We start from the raw sequence: 25,854 nt of genomic DNA, 5'->3' as shown, positions 1-25,854 counted from the left end.
ACTTTACTCCACCGTTGTTGCTTATGGGAGTGGTCGATGCGATGACGCGCCAGAACGAGCCGGTCCCACAGGGGCGGATCCGGCGGACGATGCCATTGGCAGGCTTCACCGCACGCGCCGCCGGGGGCCGGTTACTCGCCGGGATGCGCCAGCGTGCCGGTGACGGCGATGCCGTGCACCGGTTCCATATCCGCACCGCGGAGCGCTACACCGACCTGCTCGGGCATTCGAAGGGCGCGTTGATGAAGGCTGGTCAGATCCTGTCCATGGTCGACGCCGACGCCCTGGGCACCGGCGGCTTCTCCCCTTACCAGAAAGCACTCGCCCGGTTGCAAGCCGATGCGCCACCCATGCATCCCGACCTGGTGAACGAGGTACTGATCCGTGAAATCGGTTCTCCGTCAAAGCACTTCGCTGAGTTCAATGCCGAGCCGGTCGCGGCGGCGTCGATCGGGCAGGTCCATTACGGTGTCCTGCACGACGGGCGTCGGGTCGCCGTCAAGATCCAGTATCCGGGCGTCGACCATGCGATCCGCAGCGACCTGGCCAACACCGAACTGTTGGCGACATTTCTGCGCTTCGTGACCGCCGCCTCGGGCATGCCGATCGACACACGCGCCATCGCCCACGAGACCGCCGAGCGGATCCGCGAAGAGATCGATTACCACCACGAGGCACAGATGATCTCCGCGTTCGGCGATCTCTATCAGGGGCATCCCTTCGTCGTCATTCCCGAGGTGATCGCCGAGGCCTCCAGCCGGCGAGTGCTGACCATGACCTATCTGGAAGGAATGGGTTGGGCCGCAGCGAAAAACGCCGACCAGCAGCTCAGGGACACCTGGGCCGAGGTCATCGCACGGTTCATCAACGCCAACTACCGGCATGCCAACCTCGTGCACGCCGATCCGCATCCGGGCAACTACCGGTTCCGAGCCGACGGCACCGTCGGCTTCCTCGACTTCGGCTGCGTGACCGTGCTGGAGGAACGGGCGCGCTGGTTGTGGGTGTCGTTCCTGCGTGCCGCCTACGAGGGGCGCATCGATGACTGCAGGAACCTGATGGCACAGCTCGGGTTCTTCGCTGTCGACTCCTCGCTCACAGACGACGAGCTGCGGCAGTGGGTTTCGGAGATGACCTATGAGGTCAACCTGCCGCAACCCGTCACCTACACCGCGCAGAGCACAGCGCGGGTCTTCCGAGGCATGGTCGACGTGCGCGATCGCAACCACCCGGTCGCCAAGATCACGCTGCCTGCCGAACAAGCTTTCACTTCGCGGATTTCGCTGGCGTTCGCCAGCGTGGCCGCCGGTCTGAACGCCACCCTGGCCACCCGCTCGATCCTCGAAGACATGGACGGTGTGGCCGAACCGGTCACCGAGCTCGGCCGGCTGCACCACGGCTGGGTTCGGGAACGGGGCCTGCCCGGCGCACTGGACCGTCATGACCACCCGTGACTCTGCGCTCCCCCGCCTGCCCTGGCCCGCAGCAGATCCGCACTCGTACTTCGAAGGCCGTCGCAGCGAGGGTGACGTGGTCTGGGACGACACCGCACAAGCCTGGCTCGTACTCGGCTACCACGCGGCCCGTGCGGTCCTCACCGGAGCACACTGGTCCAGCGCGCCACGGGCCCATCCGTCGGTCCCCGCGCTGGACTCGTCCTTGCCGGACGCCAACATGATGTTCACCGATGGTCCTGCGCACGTGCGCCTGCGCGGGGCCGTCAGCCGGATGTTCACCCGCGGCGCCGTGGTCGACCTTCGTGCCGGGATCGAGTTGATCTGTGCCGACGCCGTTTCGGCGATCCCGGCCGGGCGCCCATTCGATCTGATGACGCAGGTTGCGTTGCCCCTGCCGATCGCCGTGGTGGGCGCCTGGCTGGGCCTGGACGCCGATCAGTGCGCGGCGCTACGCCTGCACTCTCCGGCGATCATCCGCATTCTCGGCGGTGTGGCAGAGCGGGGCGAACTCGAAGACGGCATGGCCGCCGCCGCGGCGTTGGTCGCCGACTTCCTTCCGGCGGCCGCCGACCGGCGCGCCCACCCCCAAGCCGACCTCCTGAGCTACCTTGCCACCGACCCTGCGCTGAGCCTCGATGAGGTGGTGATCACCGCGCTCCTCATCGCTGTCGCCGGGCACGAGACCACCGCGAATCTGCTCGGCGCCGGCCTCGTCAGACTCTTGGACACTGCCGACGACGGCACCCGCATCGTCGACCGCGTCGACCCGGGCGACCCCGAGGTCCTCACCGAGCTGGAGCGCCTGGATGCACCCGTGCAGGCGGTCAGTCGCACCGCCACTGCGCCGCACACCCTCGCCGGCGTCGATATCCGCTGCGGCGAAACGGTTCTGGTGTGCCTTGCAGCGGCCAACCGCGACCCCGGGGTATACCGCCGAGCCGCAGAGTTCCACCTGGAACGTGCGGAGCCACCCCCTCTGACATTCGGTCACGGAGCCCACTACTGCCTCGGAGCCGCGTTGGCGCGCCTGGAAACGTCGACTGCGCTGCAACGCGTCTTGCGACGCCAACCCACGCTCGTCGGGCCAGTCATCTGGCGTGACGTTCCCGCCATCCGGGGTCCCGTCACAGTACCCGTGCAATTCGCCCGCTGAGCATCGACCGGCCAGAGCTCGCGCGGGCGGGAATCCTTCAGGGGTGGACCAGTTCGAATCCACCGCGACCGGAGGTCGGCCCGACGACTTCGATGAACGGTTCGCCGTCCAGCGCGTCAGTTCGGTGCAGTGTCATGCGTCTGTCGAGCGCGGTGACCAACGTTTCTCGCGGGACCGCGGTTTCGTCGGACTTGCCGTGCACCCCCGGCAGGGTCGACATGAGCGCGGTCATACGCCGGGACCTCGTCGCAGGCTCGTTCCAGAAACCGAACAAGGTTTTCGGCGTTGCGTTTCGACTACCATGATGGCCCACCTTGTACAGGTCCACTTCTGCGAGCATTTCCTTCAACGCGCGATCCTTTTCTTGTGCTTTCTTGAGGGCGAACGACCAATTTTCGATCTGGGCGTCGCCCGGGAAAAGCAACCGTCGCGAGCCACCGACGGTCAACAGCAGTATCAGGCTGGTGTTGTTCAGCGCGTTGTCGACGAGCCGGACGAGTCGCAGTAGGGACTGCTGTTGTTGGCCAGTGAGGTTTTCCAGGAGCCAACGCGCCGATCCCAGGCCACCGGGTTCGGTGAGCAGATCCCATTGTTTCTCCTCGTCCGCGGTGATCTTGGCAACTCCCGATGCGGCGGCGGATTCAATTGTGTCCAACCAGAATTCGCTCGGGTCATTCTCGCGCTGCCTCAGGACAGCGCGATCAGACTCCTCGATCGTGGGCGGCCCCAGAACATCGCAGCGAACACCGGGTATGAAGTCCTCGAAGGGAACCTTGGTGCCGAAAGACGCGTAAATGCCGCCCCGGTGCGACTTCTTGGCAAGGGCGTCGAGGCGAGCGATTGCTTCTGCATTCGCCACCTGGTCTTCGGCTTCGGCGGCAAGGCGGCCCGCTGCCGTCCGCAGGTCGCGCTGTCCGTCCTCGCGCGCCATTTGGTCGATCGCGGCAGCCAACTCCTGACCTGTCCGGATCCCCGCGACAAGGCGCCTGCGCGCGTCCACGCCGCGCCCGGGCGCCTCCGCGCCCGCCGCTGCCTTCGGATCCTCCGTCCACGGTCGCATCACGAGCTTGGGCTTGAGTCGCTCGGTCAACGGCCCGGAGACGGCGTCCCCGAAACCCTGCAGGTGATCCTTGTGCCGGTGAGTCACGACGAGGACATCGAGTTCGTTGTTGGTGTGCTCCAGAATCACACTCGCGGTGTCGCCAAGCCGGGGCAATCCCCGAGGCAGCCGCGTGGTGCCGAAGTCAACGAGCATGTGTCGCTCTCGGCGCCCATCGGCAAGCGCCCGCGGATATTCGAATGTGAGCAGGAAGCAGTCGCCGAATCCGACCTGATACATCCGGATCCGGGTTCTGCTGGGCTTGATGTCGGTCATTGCCAGCTCTCCATGGCGTCACGGTCGTCGAAGTGAAGTGCGGCAAATCGCTGTCCGAGCGGTCGGCCGTCGGAAAAACCGATACGGTTGCGACGGTCGCGTATGTTGCTCCCGTACAGGTGGTCAAGACGTCGTTGTTGCCGCCAGATGTCAGAGTCGCCCCACGCCAGCCCTTTTCGCTGGTGGAATCGCAGCTTCGCGAATTGGTCGAAGATCAACGTTCCGCCACCCCACAGCTGTACGGGCGTATCGGGGTCAAGTTCCTCGGGTATCACGATTGCCGGTGACGACCGGTCGCCTTGCGACTCTGCTGGTTTGATGTTCTTGAGCCTGCCCGCAGTGGTGGAGAGATTCTGCGTGTAGTCCGCAATGACTTCGCTGATGACCAGCCCGTCGGGACCCGTGCGAGTCGCGTGACGCACTCGGTAGACCTCGAGATGAAAGGTGTCGTCGATGCCGAGTAGGCGAGCGTTGTTCCAGATGAACCGGTAGACCTCGGCGGTGTCGCGCCGCAAGCTGTCGAAATTGATGTTGCGATAGTCGGGCCAAGGCGTGTCTCGTGTGGTGTAGTCGACGATCCGGCTTGCCGGGCTGATGCCATATTCGGCAAAGCTTGCCTTGAGCGAGCCTCGGTAGTCATGCGCGTCGTCAGGCGCCAGCGTTTCGTCGGCGACCAGAACAGCCTCGAGGAAGTCCTCGAACTCCAATTCGATCGGTGGCGTGTAATCGATTGCGCGGATCAGCATTCCGAGCAGATGCTCGGCGGCCATCTGCCCCTCCTCGACCGCACGCTCCCGGTCAACCCTGCCATTGTGCGTGATGTCCGCCACCCGGTTGGCCCACATCACGCAGAGGGTGCGCATGACTGCCGCGACGAGCACCTCCCCTCGACGATGTGGCTCGCCGAACGCGAGGTCGCCACGCCAACTCCCGCCGTCGCGAGGCAACGTCACGGAACGCCGCAATGCGCTTCCGCGGCCGATGGCCCGGCCGAACTGCTCAGCAACTCCCAGGAACACGCTTTGTTCGATCGCCTCGGCCGAGACTGCGCCGGCCGCAATCCGCCCGGACCTGTCCGCCTTTTTGAGCTGCTGGTCGAGTACCTCGGGGAGACTGAACACCGATAGCAGCGCCACAAGATCGGCGAATGCTTCGTGGAACCCGAGCTGGTCAGGAAGACCCGGTTCGACGTAGCGCGGACGCAGACCATCGAGGATGGCATGAGTCACCTCATGGGCGACGATGTCATGGGAAAGGCAGCTGCGCACCACCTCGCCCGTGGGGCGGGTGATGTAACCGAACAGAACGGCATGTAGTTCGGACGTGTAATACGCGTTTGCTTCCGCCATCGCGTTCGGTACGAGGAACAACTCGTGCGACGGGTAGGACCATGGCAGTCGGCGGCCGAGGTAGCGCTCGAATACCGCGAGGATGCGGGCCGCGATGGCGTAGACATTCTGCGCCCAAAACGCTGGATCGCGCTCGAGGTCGTCGTCTGAGATGCCCTTGTGGGCAGGATCTTTGAAGCGGTCGACGAACTGCCCGTCCGGGTCGGTAAGCCTGACCGGGCATCGTGCCGTCTTGGTGGTCGTGTCGTAGTCCACGACAAAGAACCGGTGACTGCGCGGCCCGGGTTCGAGACGCTCGGCCGGAATGGCGACTTCAGAGGTGAGAATGCGCTTCGCGCGGTCCTTCACCGACGGGTCTTGCGCGATGATCGTCACCGCCACCGCGCGTGGCGGCGGCGACGGCCGCAGAGCGCCTGGTCCGTCGTCGGGCACTCGTCGTGTGGACGCCATGGCTACTCCTTGTCACCGTCTCATCCGAGCGGGAGTTCGGGATATGGCAGCGGCGTGGCCGGCTCACCGCGCAGTTGGGCGCGTAGATAATGTGAGCGCAGCCCGGCGTCACAGACCACGTAGCCCCAGTTGATGAGCCCCTCTTGCTCGGGGCCGCTCAATGCATCCAGCCGCGTGGAGATCTCGGCGAGAGGGCGCGTTTTCTCGGGGCGGGCCGGTAGCACGGCTTGCGGAAACTCCTGCGGTATGCGGCTTCTGATGCCGACGTACATGCCCTTGCGGACCGTGGCGATTATCGATCCGATGATCTGGCGCTTGCGCAGTGCGCGAACCTGACTGTCGATGATCGTGAGCACCCGATAGGTCTGGCGTACCCAGTCGCTACGCGGATCGGACTCCTCGGCGAGTTGGCCACCACCGTCACTGACCACGATGTCGGTGAAGTTCTTCCACGCCGTCTCCAGGCCGAGGTTGTCATACACACCGCCGTCGGTGACCGTGATCTCGTCGCGATACTCCGGCCGGTCGAGAGCTTCGTCGTTACCGGGTTCCCGGATCCACCGCTGGCCCTTCAGGTCGAGCGTGCACGGCGAGAGGATTGGCGGGAACGCCGACGAAGCCGCGACGGCGACGGCCAGATCGAGTCCGGGATTGAGGATGCGTCCCACTTTGTAGTCGGCGAGATAGGGCTTGCTGAACCGCAGCAGGACACCCGTTTCCAGGCTCGTCGAGTTGAAGATGAACCGCGGCGGCCCGTGCGGGTCATCCGGAAGGTCCTGCAACGTCGTGTGACCGAAGAGGTTACGGCGATACGCGTCGGCGACGCGGTCGGCCACCGAGGCACCCGGCAGCAGCACACCGGTGACCAATGCGGGAATGTCGATGCGCGTGCCCGCCATGCGCCTGAGCGGCGCGACGACGGCATCGACGAAGTTCGACGCGACCTTGCCGCCATCGAATCCAAGCTTCTCCCAGTTCATCGCCAGTACACCGGCCGTTATGGAACCGCCCGACACGGAGGAAAAGCGTTTGATATCGGGCAACAGTCCGAGCTCATTGAGCCGCCACAAGACGCCGAGGTGAAAAATCATGGCCCGGTAGCCGCCACCGGAAAGACACAGCGCCAGACCCCGTTCGGGCTGTCTGTTCTCGTCGCCGGGAATCCGGCGTACTGGGCTGAGCACGTCGGCCGGATTATCAGGTTGGGGGTCTGTCATTGCTTCTCCCCGCGTTCTCAGACTGGGAGTGAGCCTATGGACTCTATGCTCACATAGAACGAGTAGCGCGTTACTCGAATCGACCGAATCACCGAGAGTCATGTCAGGTCGAAGGACGCACCCTCGGCCGACTCCCCCATGTCGCCGCGCCGGCTCGGTGGCCGAGGCTACCGACCGGGCAGCAACGAACTGAGCGCCTCCGAATCTCCACCTGCTCGCGCGCCAAGCGGCGCGAATAAGCAGCCGATCGACTACCTTCCAGGGGTATCTGGTCCGGCCGAAAGGAGCAGCCGCCTTGTCCCATGGCCCTCATACCCAGACCGAGGCCATCGACATCGACGTGCATCACGGCGATCAAGTGCCACCGCCCCGCCGCGGCGACGGGGTGTGGAGATTCAGTGTGCGTCGCAACCGGGCGCTCGGCGACAGCACCCGATAGTTGCCCACATCAGTGACGCGACAGCATATTTGGGACCGCTGTGCAGCTGTGTTGACGATCGCTGCCTGCGTGATCTGGTACGGAATCGTCCATGCCGCCCCGCCGACCGGCACCGCCGTCGCCGCTTGTTTCCAGCAAGGTGGATACAACCCCCCGCCCTGCCCCACGACCAGCCCGAGTCCAAGCCCGAGCCCGAGCCCAAGTCCGACGGCAGACAACAATCAAGACGCGGACAATTCGGCCGACGACAGCCAGGGCGCAAGCTCAGCGGACAAAGATCAATCGGAGAACCCTCCGGCGGGGAGCACCCCGAGAGACTCCGGCATCAATGCCTGCCAGAACCAGAGCGCGATGGCCAATTCACTGGGCCTGCCGGCCACCACCTGCCGGGCCAGTCAGGGGCCGAACACCCCACCGGACTCCGGATCCACCGCCTGCCAAAACCAAAGCGCCATGCCCATCTCCATCGGCCTGCAACCCACCCCGTGCCCGGGGACGCAGGGCGCGAGCACACCACCGGACTCTGGGGTGAATGCGTGTCAGAACCAGAACGCCATGGCCAACTCGCTAGGTCTGCAACCGGCCATCTGTCCCCCGAGTTCGCGCAACTGACCCTTCCGACGACGTCCACCGTCGGCGCAGAGTCCTGGCGGTACGCCTATCCGCGCGACGACAGGTTCAATTCCACCGCTGCATGAATGAGCGCGATCAGCGCGTCTTCGTCGATCAGATCGCCCTCGTGGAAATCGATGGCCCGGCGGGTGTTCCCATCCAGGCTCGAATTGAACAATCCCGACGGATCGGCCAGCGACGCGCCCTTGGCGAACGTCATCTTGACCGCGTTCTTGTACGTCTCGCCCGTGCAGATCATGCCGGCATGCGACCACACCGGTACCCCGCGCCATTTCCACTCTTCGACCACCTCGGGGTCGGCGCGCTTGATCACGGCGCGGAGCTGGGCCAATGTCTCGCCACGCCAGTCGTCGAGCTCGGCGATGCGGGCGTCGATCCGCTCTGCGGCGGTCATGTCGTCATGAGCCATATCCCCATCATGGCCACAGATCACCGCGATTTTGTATTCCGGGTCACAGGGAGTATCTTTTCCCGCGGCCCAGAATCGTTTCGGAAAGCATGAAGATGCGTACTCATTACAGAACTCGCGGCTTCTCCACTCGTCCGCAACGGGGTCTTCGCACCCACCAGGTCCTTCGGCCGATGGCCGGTCAGTGCTTCGAGATCGACCTCCGATTCGAGAGCAACCGGTGGCTCATCCGGATTCCGGAGATCAACGACGCCACCGAAGCGACCAGCCGCGACAAGGTCGAACTGGCTGCCCGCGAGTGCATCGCCACCCGCACCGGCATTCCCATCGGCTACATCTCGGTCTGGGTTCGCGACTGATCCAATCCCGTTGTCCGACAACGGTTGAACCCGGCCCGTCAGCGGGTTACGGGCCGGAACAACGGTATCCATACCCGGGTTTCTTCGGCACCGGATAGCGCTGTCCAGGCCTCGAAGAACACCTCCACCTCCAGCCCGATACTCATCTGCTCGGGCTCGACATCCACGACGTTGGTGATCAGTCGCACGTCGGGCTGTTCGGCGAGTTCGACGATCGCGACGATGTACGGCGGCTCGAAACCCGGGATCCAGGGCTGCCGGTCCACGGTGAACGCGGCGACCGTCGCCCGGCCGGACACGGGTTCGGGGGAAACATCGGTACTGCGGCAACGCCAGCATGCCGGGGCCGGCGGGTGAAAGAAATATCCGCAGCTCTGGCAGCGCGCGATCAGCAAATGCCCGTCGCGCCCGCCGGTCCAGAACGCCTGCGATTCGGGTGTCGGACTGGGCGCCAGCCGCAGATCCGGCCGTTGATAGGTCATCGGCTGCTCACCAACATCGACCCGGCGACCGGGCCCCCGCCCACGCCGACGGCGACGATCTCGGGAGTGCACGGCGCCTGACGCTCACCGCCCTCTCCCCACAACTGGATGCAGGCTTCGTGCAGGAAGCCCATCCCGTGCAGGCGACCGCCCGACAGCTGACCACCACTGGTGTTCAGCGGTAGTGGCCCGTCGAGCGCGATCCGCTCACCACCCTCGATGAATTCACCGACCCTGCCGTGCTCGCAGAAACCCAACGCCTCCAACCACATCACCGTCAGGAAGCTGAAGCCGTCGTACAGCTGCGCCATGTCCACGTCACCAGGTTGCAACCGGGTGTTCTCCCACAAGGTGGCCGCCGAATCGTGCGCCGCCATCGTGGTGAGGTCGAAACGTTGTTCCCAGGTTGGCCTTTCGAACATCCCGGGGCCGACCGACTCGACCGTCAGGGGATGACGGGGCAGGCCGCCGGCGGCATCCCGGCGCGACACGATGACCGCGGTGGCCCCGTCGCACGGCACGTCGCAGTCGAACAAGCACAACGGTTCGGAGATCATCCGCGCGTCCAGATAGTCCGCCATCGTCATGGGATCCCGGTAGACCGCGTCGGGATTGAGCCCCGCATTGCGCCGTGCATTCAGCGCGACGGCCCCGAGTTGTTCACGGGTGAGCCCAAAGTCGTGCATGTAGCGCTGGGCGGGCATCGCCAGCCAGTTGGCCGCTGACAGCGCACCGAACGGCGCGGTCCACTCCATCTGAGGCGGCAGCGTCCCACCGCCACCGAACAACACCGACGCGTGGCCGCCGCCGGCCTGCTGGGCCGCCGTCGACTCCCACACCGACCGGTACACCACCACATGGTTGGCCAGCCCGAGCGTGACGGCCATGCAGGCCTCGATCACCGGCCCGATCTGGCCTGCGGTTTCCAGCCCCGACATGTACCAGCGGCTGCGCAATCCCAGCGCGGTGCGGACCTCGCTGACGGTGGCGCCCGAGAAACCCGGGTTGCCGGCGACCGCGCCCGGGTAGCTGGCGATGCCGTCGACGTCGTCGACATCCAGCCCGGCGTCGGCGATGGCCCTGAGCACGGCCTCGATGGTCAGCTCCAGTCCGGTGCGCCCCAGCCGCCGTCCGACCTGGGACTTACCCGCACCCGTGAGCACGGCCTTGCCGTCGAAGGGACCGCGCTCGGTCACGTTGACCGGCCCTCCGTGTTCTGACGGGCCGAAACCAAGTCCGCCAGCCGAGAAACCTCGGCCTGCAAGCTTTCGATGTGCGCCACCGTCGCGGCCTGCTGGGCATTGTCTACCGCCGCCACCCGCTGCACGATCCAACTGGCGATCGTCGCGGTGATCGCACCGACCAGACTGATCCCGCCGATCATGAGCAGTGCGGCGACGACCCGGCCCAACACGGTGACGGGATAGAGGTCGCCGTATCCGACGGTGGTGATCGTGGCGACCGACCACCACACGGCGTCACCGAAGTTGGTGATGTTGGCTCCCGGTGCGGGCCGCTCCACCTGCAGCACCGCCAGCGACGCCGAGTACACCAACAACACCGCGCTGAACGCGGTGTACACGACCACCCGGCCCCGGATCGCGTCGCCGACAGCCCGTTGCAGCGCCGCGACCAAGGCAACCAGGCGCAGCAGAAGCAGCGGACCCATCACCGGCACCACGACGACCACCAGATCGAGCAGATGGCGGAAGAACCACCGGGCACGGTGTTGCGCCAAGAGCAAGCGGGCAAGGTAGTCGATCAGGAAGGGCAGGTAGAGCACGAACAGCATCCCGTGGATGATGGTGCGGTTCACGCCCTGTGGTTGAGCCAGTACCTTGACCGAAAACAACACCAGAAACACCGCGGCACACGCCGCCAGCGGCCACTCGGCCAATCGTTGCCAGCGCTGCACCCGCGTTTCAGACGTCGGCGCCGGGCTGCGGTGCGCAACGGCGGTCACGACGACGTACTCCGCTCGTCGCCGGCCACCTGACGGGCGCGCAGCGTCTGGTCGGTGAGGCCCAGCGCGATCAGCACGTCGATCGCGGTGATCACCAGCCCCCAGTAGTACATCCACCGCACGGTCGGATCGGGCTGGGTGGCGAAGTACACCGCCAGGAAGATCGGGCCGACGATGCCGAACACCAGACACATCGCCTGAATCTTCAGGTAGAGCCGAAAGGTCTGCATCGTCACTGCTCGCCGCGGGCCACCGGACGGTCCGGGTCCGAGCTCCACTGCGACCAGGAACCCGGAAACAGGGCCGCGTCGCGGCCGGCGGCGGCCAACGCCGCGACGGCGACCGCCGCGGTGATTCCCGAGCCGCAGTAGACCCCGACCAGCTCGCCGGCCCCGATCCCCCGCTCGCGCAGCAGCCGGTCGACCGCGGCACCGGCCACAAAGGTGTCATCCCCGCCGAGAAGCACCGTGCTGGGCAGGTTTCGGGCGCCCGGGATGTGGCCGGCCACCGCGTCCACCGGCTCCACGTCGCCGCGGAAGCGTTCCGGAGCACGGGCGTCCAGCAGCGGTCGACTCTCAACGTCGTCGGCGGTCAAGGTGGGCAGCGCGCCCGCGTACAGGTCGTCGTGTGCCACGGTGACGTCGCCGGGGATCGGATCGACCTGGCCGGTTTCGAGGACGCCACCGGCCGCCTTCCACGCCGCCAGGCCGCCGTCGAGGATCCGCACATCGGCAATCCCGGCCGCCCTGAGCACCCACCAGGCCCGCGCCGACCCGGCTCGGTTCCAGTCGTCATAGACCACCACCGGGACGCCGTCTCGGACTCCCCACCGCCGCGCGGCCTGCTGAACAGCGGATCCTGACGGCAGCGGGTGTCGGCCCCGCCCGGATACCGCGTGATCGGACAAGTCGTCGTCCAACGACACGTACACCGCGCCGGGAAGGTGCCCCTTCAGGTAGTCGTCGCGGCCATCCGGCCGGCTCAATGTCCACCGCACGTCCAGCAGCGTCACCGGCTGGCCCGCGGCCACGCGGCTGAGCAGCGCCTCTGCCGTCGTCAACACGTCCGCGCGCGCTGTCATGGGATCTCCGTTCGTTGCTCGGCGGGCCACCGATGATCATGCCCCGGCCCGCGGGCGAGTGCTGTTATAGGTACCAAACCTGAGAACAGCCTGAAATCGAGTAGTGCACTACGCGTGCACCACCTGACGGTTGCCCCTTAACTTGATGGCAGACGTCAGTCGAGTCACGGGTCCCGCCGGGGGTGTCGGGATTGTTTGGTGGCTCGTACCACTACTGGGGGGTGTGGTGCGAGCGGCAGACGGCGCTGGGGAAGGTTGTTGACGCCTTCCCCGGCGTTCGTGATTCTGGCTAGGGTTTCACAGCGATCGACGTCGCATGGTCGATGAACCAGTCTTTGGCCAGCTCAGCGACCTGCTCCAGCGCGCCGGGCTCTTCGAAAAGATGAGTCGCGCCGGGCACTACGGCAATCGTGCACTCCGCTGGTATCGCCGCGGCGGCCTGCCGGTTGAGCTCGAGGACGGCCTCGTCCCGCCCTCCGACAATGAGCAGAGTCGGCGCATCCACGCGCCTGAGCCAGGCTCCGGCCAGATCGGGCCTACCGCCGCGGGACACCACGGCAGCGACGTCGACCTGCGAATCGGCAGCGGCGCGCAGCGCCGCACCGCCTCCGGTACTCGCCCCGAAATAGCCGACGGGCAATTCGGCGGTGTCGGGTTGAGACCGCAGCCATACCGTCACGCCGATCAGACGCCGGGCCAGCAGTTCGATGTCGAACACGTTGGCACGGTCCGATTCCTCGGCCGGGGTGAGCAGATCGAACAGCAGCGTCGCCAGCCCGGCCGACACCAGGACGTCGGCGACATAACGGTTTCGGGGACTGTGCCTGCTGCTTCCGCTGCCGTGTGCGAACACCACGATGCCTCGCGGCACCTCCGGCACGGTCAGATGTCCGGAAACCACGACATCGTCGACGGGGACGCGAACCTCGTCGTCACGCACGAGTCGTCGGGCCATGCCACACCTCCCTGGGTCGAAGATTACGTCGGGTGAGACCGGATCTCTGGAGTTGATGGCCCGTCGTCGGCAGGGCCGAATGGCCCTGGATTCCCGCGGTCTGAGCCGGGCCGCCCGAGCCACACGACGGTAGGGTCGGCCGGATGACGTCCCCAGCGGCATTCACCGCCGACGGCCGACCCCGTGCTCGCGGGCTCGGCATCTGTATTCCCGGCGAACCCGGGCCGTTGAACGCGATCACCGACGTGCCCGGCATCGAGGTCGGCGTCACCACGCTGGTGTCCGGTGACGGGCCGATGACGGTGGGGGCCGGACCGGTGCGAACCGGCGTCACCGCGATCCTGCCCCGCGGCCGAGGCGGACTCGGACAGCCCTGCGCGGCCGGCTGGCATTCGCTCAACGGCAACGGCGAGATGACCGGAACCACCTGGATCGAAGAGTCAGGTGCGTTCAATCTGCCTGTGCTGCTGTCCAATACGCACGCGGTGGGCGCCTGCCACACCGGGGTGATCGCGTGGGTCAACCGGGTTGATCCGGTGCTGGCCCGGCAATGGCTGTTGCCGGTCTGCGCGGAAACCTGGGACGGCTACCTCAACGACATCAACGGCGGCCACGTGCGGCCCGAACATGCCGAGGCCGCGCTGGACAATGCCCGCGGCGGCCCGGTGCCCGAAGGGTCGGTCGGCGGCGGAACCGGGATGAACTGCTATGAGTTCAAGGGCGGCAACGGCAGCGCCTCGCGCCTGGTGCGCTACGGCAGCCACACCTTCACCGTCGGCGCCTTCGTACAGGCCAATTTCGGTGCGCGCCACGAACTCACCGTCGCCGGCCGCCACATCGGCGGGCAGCTGGCGGTCGACAACCCGCTGGACGGCGACTGGTTCGAGCGCGACCTGAACCGTCCGCCACCCGGTGCGGGATCGGTGATCGTGGTGATCGCCACCGATGCGCCGCTGCTGCCCGGCCAGTGCAAGGCGCTCGCCCGCCGGGTGCCGCTGGGCCTGGCCCGCACGGGCACCACCGGCAGCCACTTCTCCGGGGACATCTTCCTGGCCTTCTCCACCGCCGAGGCGGCGGATCTGGGCAGCCGCTTTCCCATCGGCGCGGCCGGCGACGACGATTTCGGCCGGCTGACGTTCCTGCCCTGGGGGCGGATGGACGAGTTCTACAGCGCCGTCGTGCACAGCGTCGAGGAAGCCGTGCTCAATGCGCTCGTGGTGAACGCCGACATGGTGGGCCGCGACGGGCACCGCTCCCCCGCGCTACCCCACGACCAGCTGCGCGCCCTGCTCTGACTCAGACACTCAACGTCGGCATCGCATCGGGCTTGCTGAAGTCGATCTGCGCCGCCGGGTTGGCGATCGCGGTGACCAATCCGGTGCCGAACGGGCCCGCGTCGTCGAACAGCGTCCCGGTGCCGACCGAGATCCCGTCGCAAACCCAATGCGAATCACCTTGCACACCAATGTGTTCCGACTGCGGAAGTCGGGACAACGCCACGGTGAGGTCGCCGTTGATGTACCCGATGCCCCTGGTGCCGAGGTTGGTGACCAGGCTGGTGGCCTCGGCGACGACGACGGTGCGCACGAACGGGGTGATGTCGTGGCCGGCGACCACATCGATCGGACTGTGATAGACCCGCTTGCGCGAGGTGTTCTGGTGCGCCTGCCCGCTGGCACTCCAGCCGACGTCGTCGCTGCCGATGAAGAACCCGTGCGCCTCGCCACCGGACGGCGGGGTGAAGGCGGCCGCGCCCACCCACTCCTGGCCAGGCGGCGGTTCGGAAAGGCGGTACTGCACCAGAGTGGACCGCGCGACGATCACCTCGCCCTGGATGACGTCGCACTCGGAGGTGCGGATGCGGTGTCCGTCGCGGACCAGCCGGCAGCGGACCGTCGTCGGCACCCGGCGCGCCGCCTTGAACAGGTCGACCGTGAGCCGCCCGGGCAGAAACCCGGGCATCCCGAAACGCTGCTCCAGGTTCCAGGCGGCCAGGCTGACCACGGCCGGCCCGTTGAGCATGTCGTCGCCCCAGCGGCTGCGCGCGTTCTCGGTCGGATGGAACATGCCGTCGGGGTCGGCGAGGAAATGCGCCGGTCGGGTGGCCATCCGGGCATCCTCGCACAGCGGACTCCGGTGCCCGCAGCCGGATGTTTAGACGACATAATCAACGGGTCGGGTCACCCATCACAGACGGAGGTCACGTGTCGGATCTCGAGGCGACCCGAACTCAGACCGGCGAAGGCTATCACCGGCCGGGACTGCTGGTCGCCACCCTGAGCGTCGTCGCCCTGACCGTCGCAGTCCTGCAGACCGGGGTCGTGCCGGTGCTAGGGGTGATGGCCCGCCAGCTGCACGTCTCCCCCGTCGACGTCAGCTGGGCGGTGACGGCCAACCTGCTCGCCGCCGCGGCCACCACGCCGCTGATCGGCCGGCTAGCCGACCTGTACAGCAAGAAGCGGGTGCTGCTGGCCGTCCTCATCGTCGTGCTCGGTGGCTCGCTGCTGGCCGCTCTGACCGCGTCGCTGCCGCTGCTGATCGTGGCGCGAGTGCTGCAGGGCGCGTCCTACGCGCTGTATCCCATCGGTGTGTCCATCCTGCGCGAGGAGCTGCCGGCCGACCGGCTGATGCGCGCGATGGCCGTGCTGTCCGGATCGTTGGGGTTCGGCGGCGGCATGGGGCTGGTCGTCACGGGTCTGCTGATGCGCGGCGACGCCGGCTACCACCGGGTGTTCTGGTTGACCACCGCGTTCACTGCGCTGGTGATCATCGCGGTGCTGCTGGTCGTACCGACCCGGCCACGCACAGCCGAAGGCTCTGTCGACTGGGCCGGCGCGGCGGGGCTCGCGCTGGGTCTGTCGGCGCTCCTGCTGGCGATCACCCAGGGCCACGGCTGGGGGTGGGGATCGGCGCGCACACTGGGGTGCGCGGCCGCCGGCGTGGTCGTGCTGGGCGCCTGGTGGTGGTGGGAACGCCGGTGCCGCCACCCGCTGGTGTCGACGACGATGCTGTCACGGCGGCCGATCCTGCTGACCAATCTGGCGACCGTCCTGGTCGGGATGGGTCTGTACTTCGCGTTCCTGGGCCTGACCGACTTCGTGCAGGCACCGCTGGGCAGTGGCTACGGGTTCGGCGCGACGGTGCTGGGCGCCAGCGTGCTGTTCCTGCTGCCCGGCGCGGTCGCGGGCTTTCTGACCGCGGTGCTCAGCGGACGCTACATCGACCGGTTCGGCGCCCGGGCCGTCCTGGTGGTGGGCGCCGCCGCCGGGGTGCTCGGCTTCGTCCTGCTGGCCGCCCTCCACGATCAGCCGTGGCAGGTGATCGCGGCGGGCGTGCTGACCAACGCCTACATCAGCCTGGCCTACGGCGCGCTGCCGGCGCTGGTGGTGCGCGAAGTGGCCGCCGACGAAACCGGGGTCGCGACCAGCATGAACGCCATCGCCCGCACCATCGGCAGCTCGATCGCTGCGGCGATCGTCGCCGTGCTGCTGGGCCGGTCGGCGCACGGCCACACCCCGGAGAGCAGCTTCACGATCATCTTCGCGCTCGGCGCGGGCACGGCCGCGGCCGCGATGGTGCTGATCGCCGTCACCCGCCCGCGGCTGCGGCCGCTCGAATCGATCGACGACGTCACCCGGACCCGGGCGATGAATCACGAATGGGGCTGACGGGTCAGCCGGGCTGGACCGGCGCCCGCGCCTCCCGGGCGCCGCTGCGCGCGGCACCGATTCCGGCGACGACGACCAGACCGACCCCGGCGATCGCCATCGGCCCGGGCACCTGGTGCAGCACGAGGAAGCCGATCAGCAGCGCCAACGCGGGTTCCAGACTCATCAGCGTCCCGAACGTCGCGGTGGTGAGCCGGCGCAAGGCCAGCAGCTCGAGGACGAACGGTGCCATCGGCAGCAGCAACGCCAGGCCGAAACCGATCAGGATCACCTCCGGGGTCATCCGCGGCACCACGATCGGACCGACGGCGGCCGTGGCGACCAGGGCGGCGACCGGCATCGACACCGCCAGTCCCTGTAGCCCGCTGACGCGGTCGCCGACCCGCTGGGTGAGCAGGATGTAGGCCGCCCAGCAGGCGGCGGCGGCCAGCGCGAACCCCACGCCGGCCGCGTCGATGCCGCCCTGCCATGGCCGGGTCAGCGCCACCACACCGACCGCGGCCGGCGCGGGCCACATCCAGCGGCCGCGGCCCGATCCGCTGACCACCGCCACACCCAACGGGCCGAGGAACTCCAGCGCGCTGGCGGTGCCCAATGGGATGCGGGCCAAGGCCGCCATGAACACCGTGGTGGTCAGGGCCGTGACCACGCCGAGCAGCACACAGATGCCGAACGTGGCACGGGTGAACGACGCCCGCCGTGGGCGCACCACCACCGCGAACAGCACGCCCGCCCAGGCCAGCCGCAGCCAGGCCGCGCCTTCGGCTCCGATCCGGTCGATCAGCCCCACCGCGACGGCCAGACCGAGCTGCACACACACCATCGCCGAGACCGCGAGTGCGACCCCCAGCCGTGCCGGATGCGTGGCCATGGGGGCATTCAACGACATCGATGGCACCGCGCGGCCCGCGGGCTGGTATCAACAGAGCTGAACCACGTACGGAACGGACCTGCTGTGACATCTTCGGCCAAGGACGAGTCGCTCGACTCGATCAGTCGATCGTTGGCCCAGGTGGTGCGCCTGACCTCCAGCCGGTCGCTGTTCGCTCGCCAGGCGGCCGCGGCCGGCGTGAGCCTGACCCAGCCGTCGTATGCGCTGTTGCGGGTGCTGATCGACGGCGGACCGGTGGCGATGGGCGTGTTGGCCCGCGGCGCGCACATGGACGTGGGCATGGCGACCCGCCAAGTGACCGCCTTGGTCGACGCGGGCTTGGTGACCCGCAAGCCGGACCCCGCCGACCTGCGGGTGTCGCTGGTGGCGGTCACCCCCAACGGGCGGCGGGTGGCCGGGAAACTGCAGGACGTACGCCGGGGTCACCTTCGCCGGGCGCTGTCCGGGTGGACGACGGCCGAACTGGACCAGTACGCCGACTTCCTGACCCGGTTCGTCGCCGATTCCGTCGCGACCCCGATCGACGACTGATGCGCCGCCCGCCGAATTCCTTGACTTTGTCAATCTTTCGCTTCTAGCCTTCGACAATGGTCGGCACGCGGTTCTATTTCGACGTCGGCAACTACGTCACGATGCTGCGGTTGGTGCGCGCCGAATCCGACCGAGCCCGGCGCAGAAAGCTGCTGGCGGCCTTCCTCGTCGGCGTTCCGATCATGGTCGCCGTCCACGCCGTCTGCTTCGCCCTCGATCCCCTGCTGTTTCCGTCGTTGCGGCGCACCGAAGTCCGCGAGCCGGTCTTCTCGGTGGGGCATGCCCGCAGCGGAACGACCTACCTGCATCGACTGATGGCCCAGGACGAACAGTTCAGCGTCGTGTTGATGTACGAGATGTTCTTCCCCTCGCTGCTGGAGAAGCGGCTGCTGCGCCTGCTGTTCCGCGTCGATGAGACCTTCTTTTCAAAGCGGCTGCGGCGCAAGATCGAAGCTGTCGAAGAGCGCGCCCTGGCTGACACCAACGACATGCATCGCACCGGCTTCTTCGCCGCCGAGGAAGACGACTTTCTGCTCACCTGGTCGCTGGGATCCGGCTTCTGGATCGTGCTGTTCCCCTATCTGGGCGAACTGGACTTCTACCACGTCGACCGGTGGAGCGCGGCCAAACGTACCCGGCTGATGAGGTTCTACAAGGAATGCGTGCGCCGCCAACTGGCCCTCAACGGCGGCGGCACCCACCTGAGCAAGAACCCGACCTTCTGCGGCCGGGTCGAGGCGCTGATCGAGACCTTCCCCGACGCGAAATTTATTGTGCCGGTGCGCAATCCCTACGAAACCATCCCCAGCCTGCTCAAGATGCTGCAGACCAGCTGGGCTCTGCAGGGCCGCGACGATCGCCTCATCGCCGACTCGCTACGCATCCTGGCCGAGCAGTCCTTCGACGCTTACCGCCATCCGCTCGAGGTGCTGGCGCGCCATCCCGAAATCCGTTCCTGTGTCGTGGACTACCGCCAGCTGGTCGGTGAGCCGGCCGCCACGATGACCCGCGTGTACGACGAACTCGACCTCCAGATGCCGGCGCAGGTGGCCGCCGCGATCGACGCGTCGCGCGGCCAGGGCCATGAAACAACCCACCGCTACAGCCTGGCGGAGTTCGGCCTGGACCCGCAGGCGATCCACGTCGGGCTCGCCGACCTGTTCGACCAGTTCGGCTGGTCCGACGACGGACGAGAAGGAGAACACGCACGTGTCAACTGACCACGGCGCCGCCGAACTGAGGGCGGCCTGGGACGACCTGATCGCCGCCCTGGGACGGGCTCGCGACGCCGTCGACTCCGAGCATCTGCACGCGCCGCCGCCCAGCGCGCGCGGTCTGGCCGAGGGCTACCGCTATCTGCTCGGGTTCACGTTCTCCGCGATCGAACGGGCCTTCCACGAAGACCCGGCGTTCCCGTACCTCCGGCGCGCGATCCAGCCCACCGACAAGGCCACCATCGACAACGCCGATGCGCTCTACCTGTCGGCGGCGATCGACGGCGATCTGACCTACCGGATCCGCGGCACGATGCGGCCGAAGGCGCCGCAGTACCTGATCTTCGAGACCCACACGGCCTATGCCGGGGACTCGGGCAGCCTGATGGAACTCAGCCCGGCCGTCCGGATGATCACCGGGTCGCTGGACACCGACGAGTTGCGGGTCGACGCCGACGGCCGGTTCGAGATCGTGGTCGGCCCCGACCGACCCGCCGGGTACACCGGCGACTTCCTGCCCAGCCGCCTGGTCACCGACAACGGCACCGGGACAGCGCGCTACCTGATCGTGCGCGTGCTGTTCCACGACTGGGCGCAGGAGGCGTGCCCGGACCTGCAGATCACCCGGATCGGTCAGGACGGGGACCACCCGGCCCCACTCGACCCGACAGGCGCCGCCGACCGAATGCGCCGGATCGGTCAGATCGTCGAAGGCCAGATGACCTTCTGGAACGAGTTCTACGACGTCATCCTGGAAGCCCACGGCGACCGCAACGGCGACGGGGTGACGTTCATGCCGCGTAACGGGTTGAACGCGCCGGCGCGGGCCAATCTGGCCACCGGCGGGGGCCAGAACACCAATGTGTACTCCGGCGGGGTGTTCGACCTGGCGCCCGACGAGGCGCTGGTGATCGAAGCCACCGTGCCGGTCGAGCCGGCCTACAGCGGGTTCCACCTGAGCAACCTGTGGGGTGAGTCGCTCGACTACGCCAATCATCAGACCAGCCTCAACGGGTTTCAGGCCGAGCGCGACGACGACGGTGTGGTCCGCTACGTCGTCGCCGGCACCGATCCCGGCGTGCCGAACTGGCTGGACACCACGGGCCTGGCCAAGGGCTTTCTCAGCCTCCGGTGGACGTACTCATCGGACCCGGACCGGCTGCCCGAGGTCACCGTCAGCACCGTGCCCCTGGCCGATGTCCGCGGATACCTACCCGCTACCACCCGCGACGTCTCACCCGATGAGCGCGCCGCCCACGTCGCCGTCCGCCAGGCCCATGTGCAACGGCGGTATCGCCAGTACTAACCCATCACGCGGTCGACCAGTTCGCGGGCCAGGGCGAACGCCGAGGTGGCCGCCGGTGACGGTGCGTTGCGGACGTGGGAGATGTGGCCGTCGCGGGAGATGACGAAATCGTCGACCAGCGCACCGTCGCGGCCGACCGCTTGTGCCCGCACCCCGGCGTGCGAGCTGCCGTCCAGGTCGGCCACCGTCAACCCCGGCAGGTAGCGGGCCGCCGCGGTGACGAACGCCCGCCGACTGGCCGCCATCCGGATCTCGTCGAGCCCCACCCGCCAGTACCGGCGCGCCATCCGCCAGGTGCCAGGCCAGGTCAGCGTCTCCCAGGAATCGCGAATGCTCAACCGCCGCAACGAGTACGCGTCACGGGCCGCCACCATCATCGCCGTCGGCCCCAGCGTCACGTCGCCGGTGATGTGTTTGGTGATGTGCACGCCGAGGAAGGGCAGCTCGGGGTTGGGCACCGGGTAGATCATCCCGTTGAGCCGAGTCCGCTCGGTGGGTTTGAGTCCGAGGTAGGCGCCGCGAAACGGCACGATCTGCGGATCGCGGGGGGCGCCGGCCCGGCGAGCCAGGCGGTCCGCCCACAGCCCGGCGCAGGAGATGACGGTGCGGCCACGCACCGGACCCGCGCCGGTGTGCACGACTGGGCGTTCGCCGCCGTCGATGGCGTCGACCGCGGTGCCGAAGCGGACGACGGCACCGGCCGCCGTCAACTCGTCGACCAGTGCCCGAGCCACCGCCGAATAGTCGACGATGCCGGTGTTGGGCGCATGAAGCGCCTGGAGCCCAACGGCATTGGGCTCGATCTCGGCGATCTCACCGGCGCCGATCCGGCGCAGCCCGGGCACGGCGTTGGCGATTCCGCGCGCCTGCAGATCGTCCAGCCGGGGCAACTCGTCGCCGGACACGGCGACGATCAGTTTGCCGCACCGTTCGTGGCTGATGCGATGGTGCTGGCAGTACTCGTACATCAGCCGAGCACCCTCGACGCACAGCCTGGCCTTCAGAGACCCCGGCTGGTAGTAGATGCCGCCGTGGATCACCCCGGAGTTGTGCCCGGTCTGGTGGCGGGCCGGCGCTGCCTCCCGCTCGAGCACGGCCACCGAGTCGGCAGGGCGGCGCGACATCCACTCCCGGGCCACCGCCAGGCCCACGATGCCCGCCCCGACCACGACGAGATCATGTGCCGGAGTCGTCATCGCCCTCGTTCGTCGCGACCGCGCGCATCATGTGTTCCCGCCGCTGTTCGATGGTCCGGCCGAATTCCTGGAGCAGCAAGGGGTTGTCCCGCACGATCGCCTCGACCTGATCGCGCCCGAGGAACACCATGGTCACCTCGCCGACCGCGTAGGACCAGCCGATCACCGGCTGACGGGTCAGCGTGCTCTGGCCGAGGAAAGAGCCCCGTTCATGGCTGCCGACGACGACCTCGCTGCCGTCCTCGGCGGTCGCGGTCAGTTGGACTTCGCCGGAGACGATGAACTTGATACCGGTGGGGACCTCACCGGAGCGCTGGACGAGTTCCCCGTCGCCGTAGCGCTCCATCTTGGCGTGTTCGACCAGCCGCAGTTGCTCCTCGCGGTCCAGGCGCAGTGTCGGCGCCACCACGGACCGGATCGCCGCGGCCACCCGGTCGGGGGTGGAGAAGTCGTCGTCGGCCTCGTCGAGATGCAGGCTCTCGCGGCGCGCCGAATACCAGATCCAGCGCAGGAAGGTCGCCTTGGCCTTGGTGTCGTCGGCCGGTGAGCGCAACGGGATCTTGGTCTGATACTCCTTGCCGCCCAACGGGACCGCCGACGGGCTGCGGTCGGGATGGCACTGCGGCAGTTCGGCGGCAGCTTGCACCAACATCGCGCACACCTCATCGGGGGCGTCGTCGACCGAGAACACACTCGTCACGGTCATGGTGTGCTTGCCAGGCGGCCGGCTCAGGTTGGTGAACGATGCGCCGGCCAGGACCGAGTTGGGGGTGATCTGCAGCCCGGTACCGGTCTCCAGATGCACCGCGCGCCAGTTGACCTCGATCACCCGCCCTTTGGCGGCCGGGGTGTCGAGCCAGTCGCCGATCTTGAACGGCTGCTCGAAGAGCATCAGCAGTCCGGAGATGATCTGGCCCACCGAGTTCTGCAGGGTCAGGCCGACGACGATCGAGGTGATGCCCAGTGCGGTGAACAGGCCCTTGACGTTGGCGCCCCAGATGTAGGCGAAGATCATCGCCAGGCCGATGGCAATCAGCAGGAAGCGCACGACGTCGAGGAAGATGCCCGGAATCCGCTTGCGCCAGCTGCCATCCGGGGCACCTTGGAACAGCGCGGCGTTGATCCCGGACAGCAGCAGCACCAGGACGACGAACGCCACCAGGGTGCCGACCATCCGCACCGAGGTCGAGTCGGCCGGCACCCGACTGGCTTCGATCATCAGCAGCAGCAACGCTCCCAGCGGCAGCAGGTAGTTGCGCAGCAGGGTCACCGGTTTGACCAGGAAACTGTTCTTGCGGCGCAGCGCGTGCTGCCACTCGGTGAGCACGACCAGTCCCAACGGCAGCCCGATGGCGATGCCGACCGCCCAGTAGAACCAGGCCGAGGTGAAGACGTCGGTCATGACCGGTCCTCCGCGGCCTGCCAGATCGGTTGGGCCACACCGTCAACGGTGACCGTGCCCGCCTCGGTGAACGTCATGGTGTCCCGCAACGCCTCGTAGACCCGTGCCGTGACGTAGATTCCCGGCCGCGGTGAGCCGTTCTTGACCTGATGGGCCAGGTTCACCGCGTCGCCCCACATGTCGTAGACCACCGAGGGACTGCCCATCAGGCCACTGCCCACGTCGCCGGTGTCGATGCCGGCGCGCAGGCTCAGCTCGATTCCGGCGTCGCTGTTGAACCGCTCGACGATCCGCTCGCACTCGAGCGCGAACTCCGCGGTCCGGCTCACATTGTCCAGCCTCGGCACGGTGAGTCCGCAACTGGCCAGGTAGCCGTTGCGCACGGTGTGAACGCTCTCCACACCAAGGTCGGTTGCGGCGGCGTCGATCTGGCGGATCAGTTCGTTGCCCAGAGCCAGGTAGTCGGCCGGGCTCAGTTCGGACTGCAGCCGGTCGAGGCCGATGAGATCGGCGAAGATCACCGTGACGTTGTGGTGTTCGGTGGCAATTGTCTCTTCGCCCTGCCGGAAACGTTCGATCACCGTCTCCGGCATCAACGAGCGCAGCAGTTCGTCGTTTTGCCGCCGCTGCTCGGTGAGCAGGTCGTCCTTCACCGTCAGGCTGCGGCTCATGTCGTTGAACGCCTGGGTGAGATCACCCAGTTCGTCGCGGGTCTCCACCGGGACGGCGACCGAGTAGTCGCCGGCGGCGATCCGCTGCGCACCGGCCTCCAGCTTGCGGATCGGGCGCACGAAGACCTGGGCGAGATAGACCGCCAGCACGCAGACGATGAAAATCATCCCCACCGTACTGAGCACCATCGTGCGGGTGAAGGAGGATTCCTTGGCGAAGGCCTCGGCCGCGTCCACCTTGGCGACGATCGACCACTGCAGTCCCGAATTGTGGTCGGGCAGCGGCGCATACGACTGCAGCGCCCGGTTGCCCAGATAGTCGTCGGACACCAGGGTCCCGGTCTCGCCGCGCCGCGCGTTGGAGGTTGCTTCCGAGACGTCGGGCTGCACCAGGGTCGTGCCGCCCAACAGGATCGCCTTGTCCGCGACTTCGGCGGGGGTGCCCGCCGCAGTCACTTCTCGCTTGTAGCGCTGAGGGTCCTCGACGAACACCCGCGAGTTCGACCGCATCAACCCGTCGGGGCCGACCAGGAAGGTCTCCCCCGTGTGGCCGAGTCCGGCGTCGGACCACTTGCGGTCGAACGTCATCAGCTGATTGATCTTCGAGATCGGGAACTGCAGGGCCAGCACCCCCTCGGTGCGACCGTTGGGCGCGATCGGGGCGACCATCCACGCGGTCGGCTGCATCTGGGCCGGCTGATAGAACTCGAAATCCGTGAGGCCGACGTAGTCGACGGTGTTGGCCGACATCGCCTTCAGGTAGGCGGCGTGCAGTTTGGATCCGGCGTAGGGCCCGTTGACAATGTTGGTGCCGAGGTCGACGCCCTTGTAGGCGCTGTAGACCACGTTGCCGCGGCCGTCGAGCAGAAGGGCATCCTGAAATCCGAACCGGGTGACGATCTGGCGGAAGAACTCTTGATAGCGGCCGTTGGCGGCGGACCACTGGCTGCCGTCGCCGGCGTTGTCCATGGCGATGGCCGCGTCGGGGGTGGACAGCCGCGCGGTGTAGTTGGCCTGTAGGTAGCGCTGGGCGGGCGTGGTGGGCAACAGCGCGGCCGCGTCCAGCTGGGTACCACTCTGCTTGCTGGTCTGCTCGATGAAGGTGTTGTAGTAGTCGAGGATTCCCTGCCATTGCGCCGGGCTGACCGCCGCGTTGTCCAGCTGGTCGAAGCCGGCGGTGAAGGCCTCCAGCGCGTCGGAGGTGCTGGAACCGCGGCTGTAGATGACCAGCGAGTTCTTCAGGTCCGTGAACTCACCCTCGAGCGCGCGGGACTGCGCCTCGCGGATCTCGATCAGGCGGGTGAACACCGCGGTGCGCAGCGACGTGCGGCCGACCTCGAAGGCGATCGCGCCGACCACCGCGGCGGCCAGCATGGTGCACAGCACCAGCATGAGGATGAGTTTGGACTGGATGCTGATCCGGGCGAGCAGCCGGTCGCGCCGGAACCGGTTCAGCATGCTGGGCTTTTCCGGCGGCGTCGCGTCCTGCTCGGCCGTGTGAGTCATCGGCACCCTTTCGCGGTCATCCCCGCAGCTAACCGGCTCGGTGCAGACTAGCAGCAATATGGGGCAAATGAGGCCGGTGTGACTGTTGATACCTGCAGCTGTTTCCGCCCGGTCGGCGGGACCCCTGGTTGAGACCGCGGGCGGCA

Annotated in this window: 22 protein-coding genes and 1 pseudogene; 8 read left to right on the top strand and 15 right to left on the bottom strand. The window is 67.4% G+C overall.

Going from position 1 to position 25,854, the window contains the following annotated elements:
• Positions 1-41: 41 nt before the first annotated feature.
• Both MSZK_RS18205 and MSZK_RS18200 read left to right on the top strand, forming a co-directional pair.
• Entirely contained in the window at positions 42-1,454 is a 1,413-nt protein-coding gene (locus MSZK_RS18205) for an AarF/ABC1/UbiB kinase family protein (RefSeq protein ID WP_199203385.1), read from the top strand.
• Positions 1,441-2,610 (top strand): cytochrome P450, encoded by a 1,170-nt coding sequence (locus MSZK_RS18200; protein ID WP_099250087.1) that lies wholly within the window; start codon positions 1,441-1,443, stop codon positions 2,608-2,610. The genes MSZK_RS18205 and MSZK_RS18200 overlap by 14 nt, the downstream gene beginning before the upstream one ends.
• Positions 2,611-2,647: 37 nt before the next feature.
• On the opposite strand, the gene MSZK_RS18195 is transcribed toward MSZK_RS18200, so the two are convergent.
• The 4 genes from MSZK_RS18195 to MSZK_RS18180 all read right to left on the bottom strand — a co-directional run bounded on the left by MSZK_RS18195 (position 2,648) and on the right by MSZK_RS18180 (position 8,482).
• Complete coding sequence (locus MSZK_RS18195; RefSeq protein WP_099250086.1) at positions 2,648-3,985, bottom strand: hypothetical protein; 1,338 nt, start codon at positions 3,983-3,985, stop codon at positions 2,648-2,650.
• Positions 3,982-5,784, bottom strand: coding sequence for a hypothetical protein (locus MSZK_RS18190; protein WP_142389951.1), 1,803 nt, complete (start codon positions 5,782-5,784; stop codon positions 3,982-3,984). The genes MSZK_RS18195 and MSZK_RS18190 overlap by 4 nt, the downstream gene beginning before the upstream one ends.
• A 20-nt stretch (positions 5,785-5,804) precedes the next feature.
• Positions 5,805-7,103 (bottom strand): patatin-like phospholipase family protein, encoded by a 1,299-nt coding sequence (locus tag MSZK_RS18185; RefSeq protein WP_233211379.1) that lies wholly within the window; start codon positions 7,101-7,103, stop codon positions 5,805-5,807.
• 995 nt (positions 7,104-8,098) lie between these two features.
• Entirely contained in the window at positions 8,099-8,482 is a 384-nt protein-coding gene (locus MSZK_RS18180; protein ID WP_099250083.1) for a DUF1801 domain-containing protein, read from the bottom strand.
• A gap of 95 nt (positions 8,483-8,577) precedes the next feature.
• Here MSZK_RS18180 and MSZK_RS18175 point away from each other — a divergent pair, with 95 nt between their 5' ends.
• Positions 8,578-8,841 carry a long chain fatty acid-CoA synthetase Faa4p gene (locus tag MSZK_RS18175; RefSeq protein WP_233211378.1) on the top strand — a complete coding sequence of 88 codons (264 nt, stop codon included), beginning with the start codon at positions 8,578-8,580 and terminating at the stop codon, positions 8,839-8,841.
• 38 nt (positions 8,842-8,879) lie between these two features.
• Here the strand turns inward: MSZK_RS18175 and MSZK_RS18170 are convergent, their stop codons facing one another.
• The 6 genes and pseudogenes from MSZK_RS18170 to MSZK_RS18145 all read right to left on the bottom strand — a co-directional run.
• The gene (locus MSZK_RS18170) at positions 8,880-9,323 is read right to left on the bottom strand and encodes a Zn-ribbon domain-containing OB-fold protein (RefSeq protein ID WP_099250081.1); all 444 of its coding nucleotides are present in this window, start codon (positions 9,321-9,323) and stop codon (positions 8,880-8,882) included.
• Entirely contained in the window at positions 9,320-10,519 is a 1,200-nt protein-coding gene (locus MSZK_RS18165) for a thiolase family protein (RefSeq protein ID WP_099250080.1), read from the bottom strand. Before MSZK_RS18165 ends, MSZK_RS18170 begins: the two co-directional genes overlap by 4 nt.
• A complete protein-coding gene (locus tag MSZK_RS18160; protein WP_099250079.1) occupies positions 10,516-11,286 on the bottom strand; it encodes a potassium channel family protein in 771 nt (256 codons plus the stop codon). Before MSZK_RS18160 ends, MSZK_RS18165 begins: the two co-directional genes overlap by 4 nt.
• The gene (locus MSZK_RS18155) at positions 11,283-11,516 is read right to left on the bottom strand and encodes a hypothetical protein (RefSeq protein WP_099250078.1); all 234 of its coding nucleotides are present in this window, start codon (positions 11,514-11,516) and stop codon (positions 11,283-11,285) included. The genes MSZK_RS18160 and MSZK_RS18155 overlap by 4 nt, the downstream gene beginning before the upstream one ends.
• A 2-nt stretch (positions 11,517-11,518) precedes the next feature.
• Entirely contained in the window at positions 11,519-12,367 is an 849-nt protein-coding gene (locus tag MSZK_RS18150; RefSeq protein ID WP_099250077.1) for a sulfurtransferase, read from the bottom strand.
• Between the two features lie 289 nt (positions 12,368-12,656).
• Positions 12,657-13,307, bottom strand: a pseudogene (locus MSZK_RS18145) (dienelactone hydrolase family protein); the annotation flags it as partial.
• A gap of 158 nt (positions 13,308-13,465) precedes the next feature.
• Between MSZK_RS18145 and MSZK_RS18140 the strand changes: the two are divergent.
• Positions 13,466-14,617, top strand: coding sequence for a P1 family peptidase (locus MSZK_RS18140; protein WP_099250076.1), 1,152 nt, complete (start codon positions 13,466-13,468; stop codon positions 14,615-14,617).
• 1 nt (position 14,618) lies between these two features.
• Here MSZK_RS18140 and MSZK_RS18135 read toward each other — a convergent pair whose 3' ends face one another.
• Positions 14,619-15,431, bottom strand: coding sequence for an acyl-CoA thioesterase domain-containing protein (locus MSZK_RS18135; protein WP_099250075.1), 813 nt, complete (start codon positions 15,429-15,431; stop codon positions 14,619-14,621).
• Between the two features lie 95 nt (positions 15,432-15,526).
• Here MSZK_RS18135 and MSZK_RS18130 point away from each other — a divergent pair, with 95 nt between their 5' ends.
• Positions 15,527-16,990, top strand: a complete 1,464-nt coding sequence (locus MSZK_RS18130; protein ID WP_233211377.1) for an MFS transporter — start codon at positions 15,527-15,529, stop codon at positions 16,988-16,990.
• A 4-nt stretch (positions 16,991-16,994) separates the two neighbouring features.
• On the opposite strand, the gene MSZK_RS18125 is transcribed toward MSZK_RS18130, so the two are convergent.
• Complete coding sequence (locus tag MSZK_RS18125; RefSeq protein ID WP_099250154.1) at positions 16,995-17,861, bottom strand: DMT family transporter; 867 nt, start codon at positions 17,859-17,861, stop codon at positions 16,995-16,997.
• An 84-nt stretch (positions 17,862-17,945) separates the two neighbouring features.
• Here MSZK_RS18125 and MSZK_RS18120 point away from each other — a divergent pair, with 84 nt between their 5' ends.
• Genes MSZK_RS18120 through MSZK_RS18110 form a run of 3 tightly spaced genes read left to right on the top strand, consistent with a single transcriptional unit; the run spans position 17,946 to position 20,933 of the window.
• Positions 17,946-18,413, top strand: a complete 468-nt coding sequence (locus MSZK_RS18120; RefSeq protein WP_233211376.1) for a MarR family winged helix-turn-helix transcriptional regulator — start codon at positions 17,946-17,948, stop codon at positions 18,411-18,413.
• 56 nt (positions 18,414-18,469) lie between these two features.
• Positions 18,470-19,633: a sulfotransferase gene (locus tag MSZK_RS18115; protein WP_099250072.1), complete on the top strand. Its 1,164-nt coding sequence runs from the start codon at positions 18,470-18,472 to the stop codon at positions 19,631-19,633.
• On the top strand, positions 19,623-20,933 hold the full coding sequence (locus MSZK_RS18110) for a DUF1214 domain-containing protein (protein ID WP_099250071.1): 1,311 nt from the start codon (positions 19,623-19,625) through the stop codon (positions 20,931-20,933). The genes MSZK_RS18115 and MSZK_RS18110 overlap by 11 nt, the downstream gene beginning before the upstream one ends.
• On the opposite strand, the gene lhgO is transcribed toward MSZK_RS18110, so the two are convergent.
• Genes lhgO through MSZK_RS18095 form a run of 3 tightly spaced genes read right to left on the bottom strand, consistent with a single transcriptional unit; the run spans position 20,930 to position 25,708 of the window.
• Entirely contained in the window at positions 20,930-22,129 is a 1,200-nt protein-coding gene (gene lhgO / locus MSZK_RS18105) for an L-2-hydroxyglutarate oxidase (RefSeq protein WP_099250070.1), read from the bottom strand. The two genes, MSZK_RS18110 and lhgO, sit on opposite strands and share 4 nt — an antisense overlap.
• Positions 22,110-23,531 (bottom strand): mechanosensitive ion channel family protein, encoded by a 1,422-nt coding sequence (locus MSZK_RS18100; protein WP_099250069.1) that lies wholly within the window; start codon positions 23,529-23,531, stop codon positions 22,110-22,112. The genes lhgO and MSZK_RS18100 overlap by 20 nt, the downstream gene beginning before the upstream one ends.
• Positions 23,528-25,708 carry an adenylate/guanylate cyclase domain-containing protein gene (locus MSZK_RS18095; RefSeq protein ID WP_099250068.1) on the bottom strand — a complete coding sequence of 727 codons (2,181 nt, stop codon included), beginning with the start codon at positions 25,706-25,708 and terminating at the stop codon, positions 23,528-23,530. Before MSZK_RS18095 ends, MSZK_RS18100 begins: the two co-directional genes overlap by 4 nt.
• Positions 25,709-25,854 lie beyond the last annotated feature (146 nt).

The organism is Mycobacterium sp. shizuoka-1, assembly GCF_002723835.1.
Taxonomy (GTDB): domain Bacteria; phylum Actinomycetota; class Actinomycetes; order Mycobacteriales; family Mycobacteriaceae; genus Mycobacterium.
The sequence above is the reverse complement of the archived record's forward strand: the minus strand, read 5'-3'. Positions and strand labels throughout refer to the sequence as shown.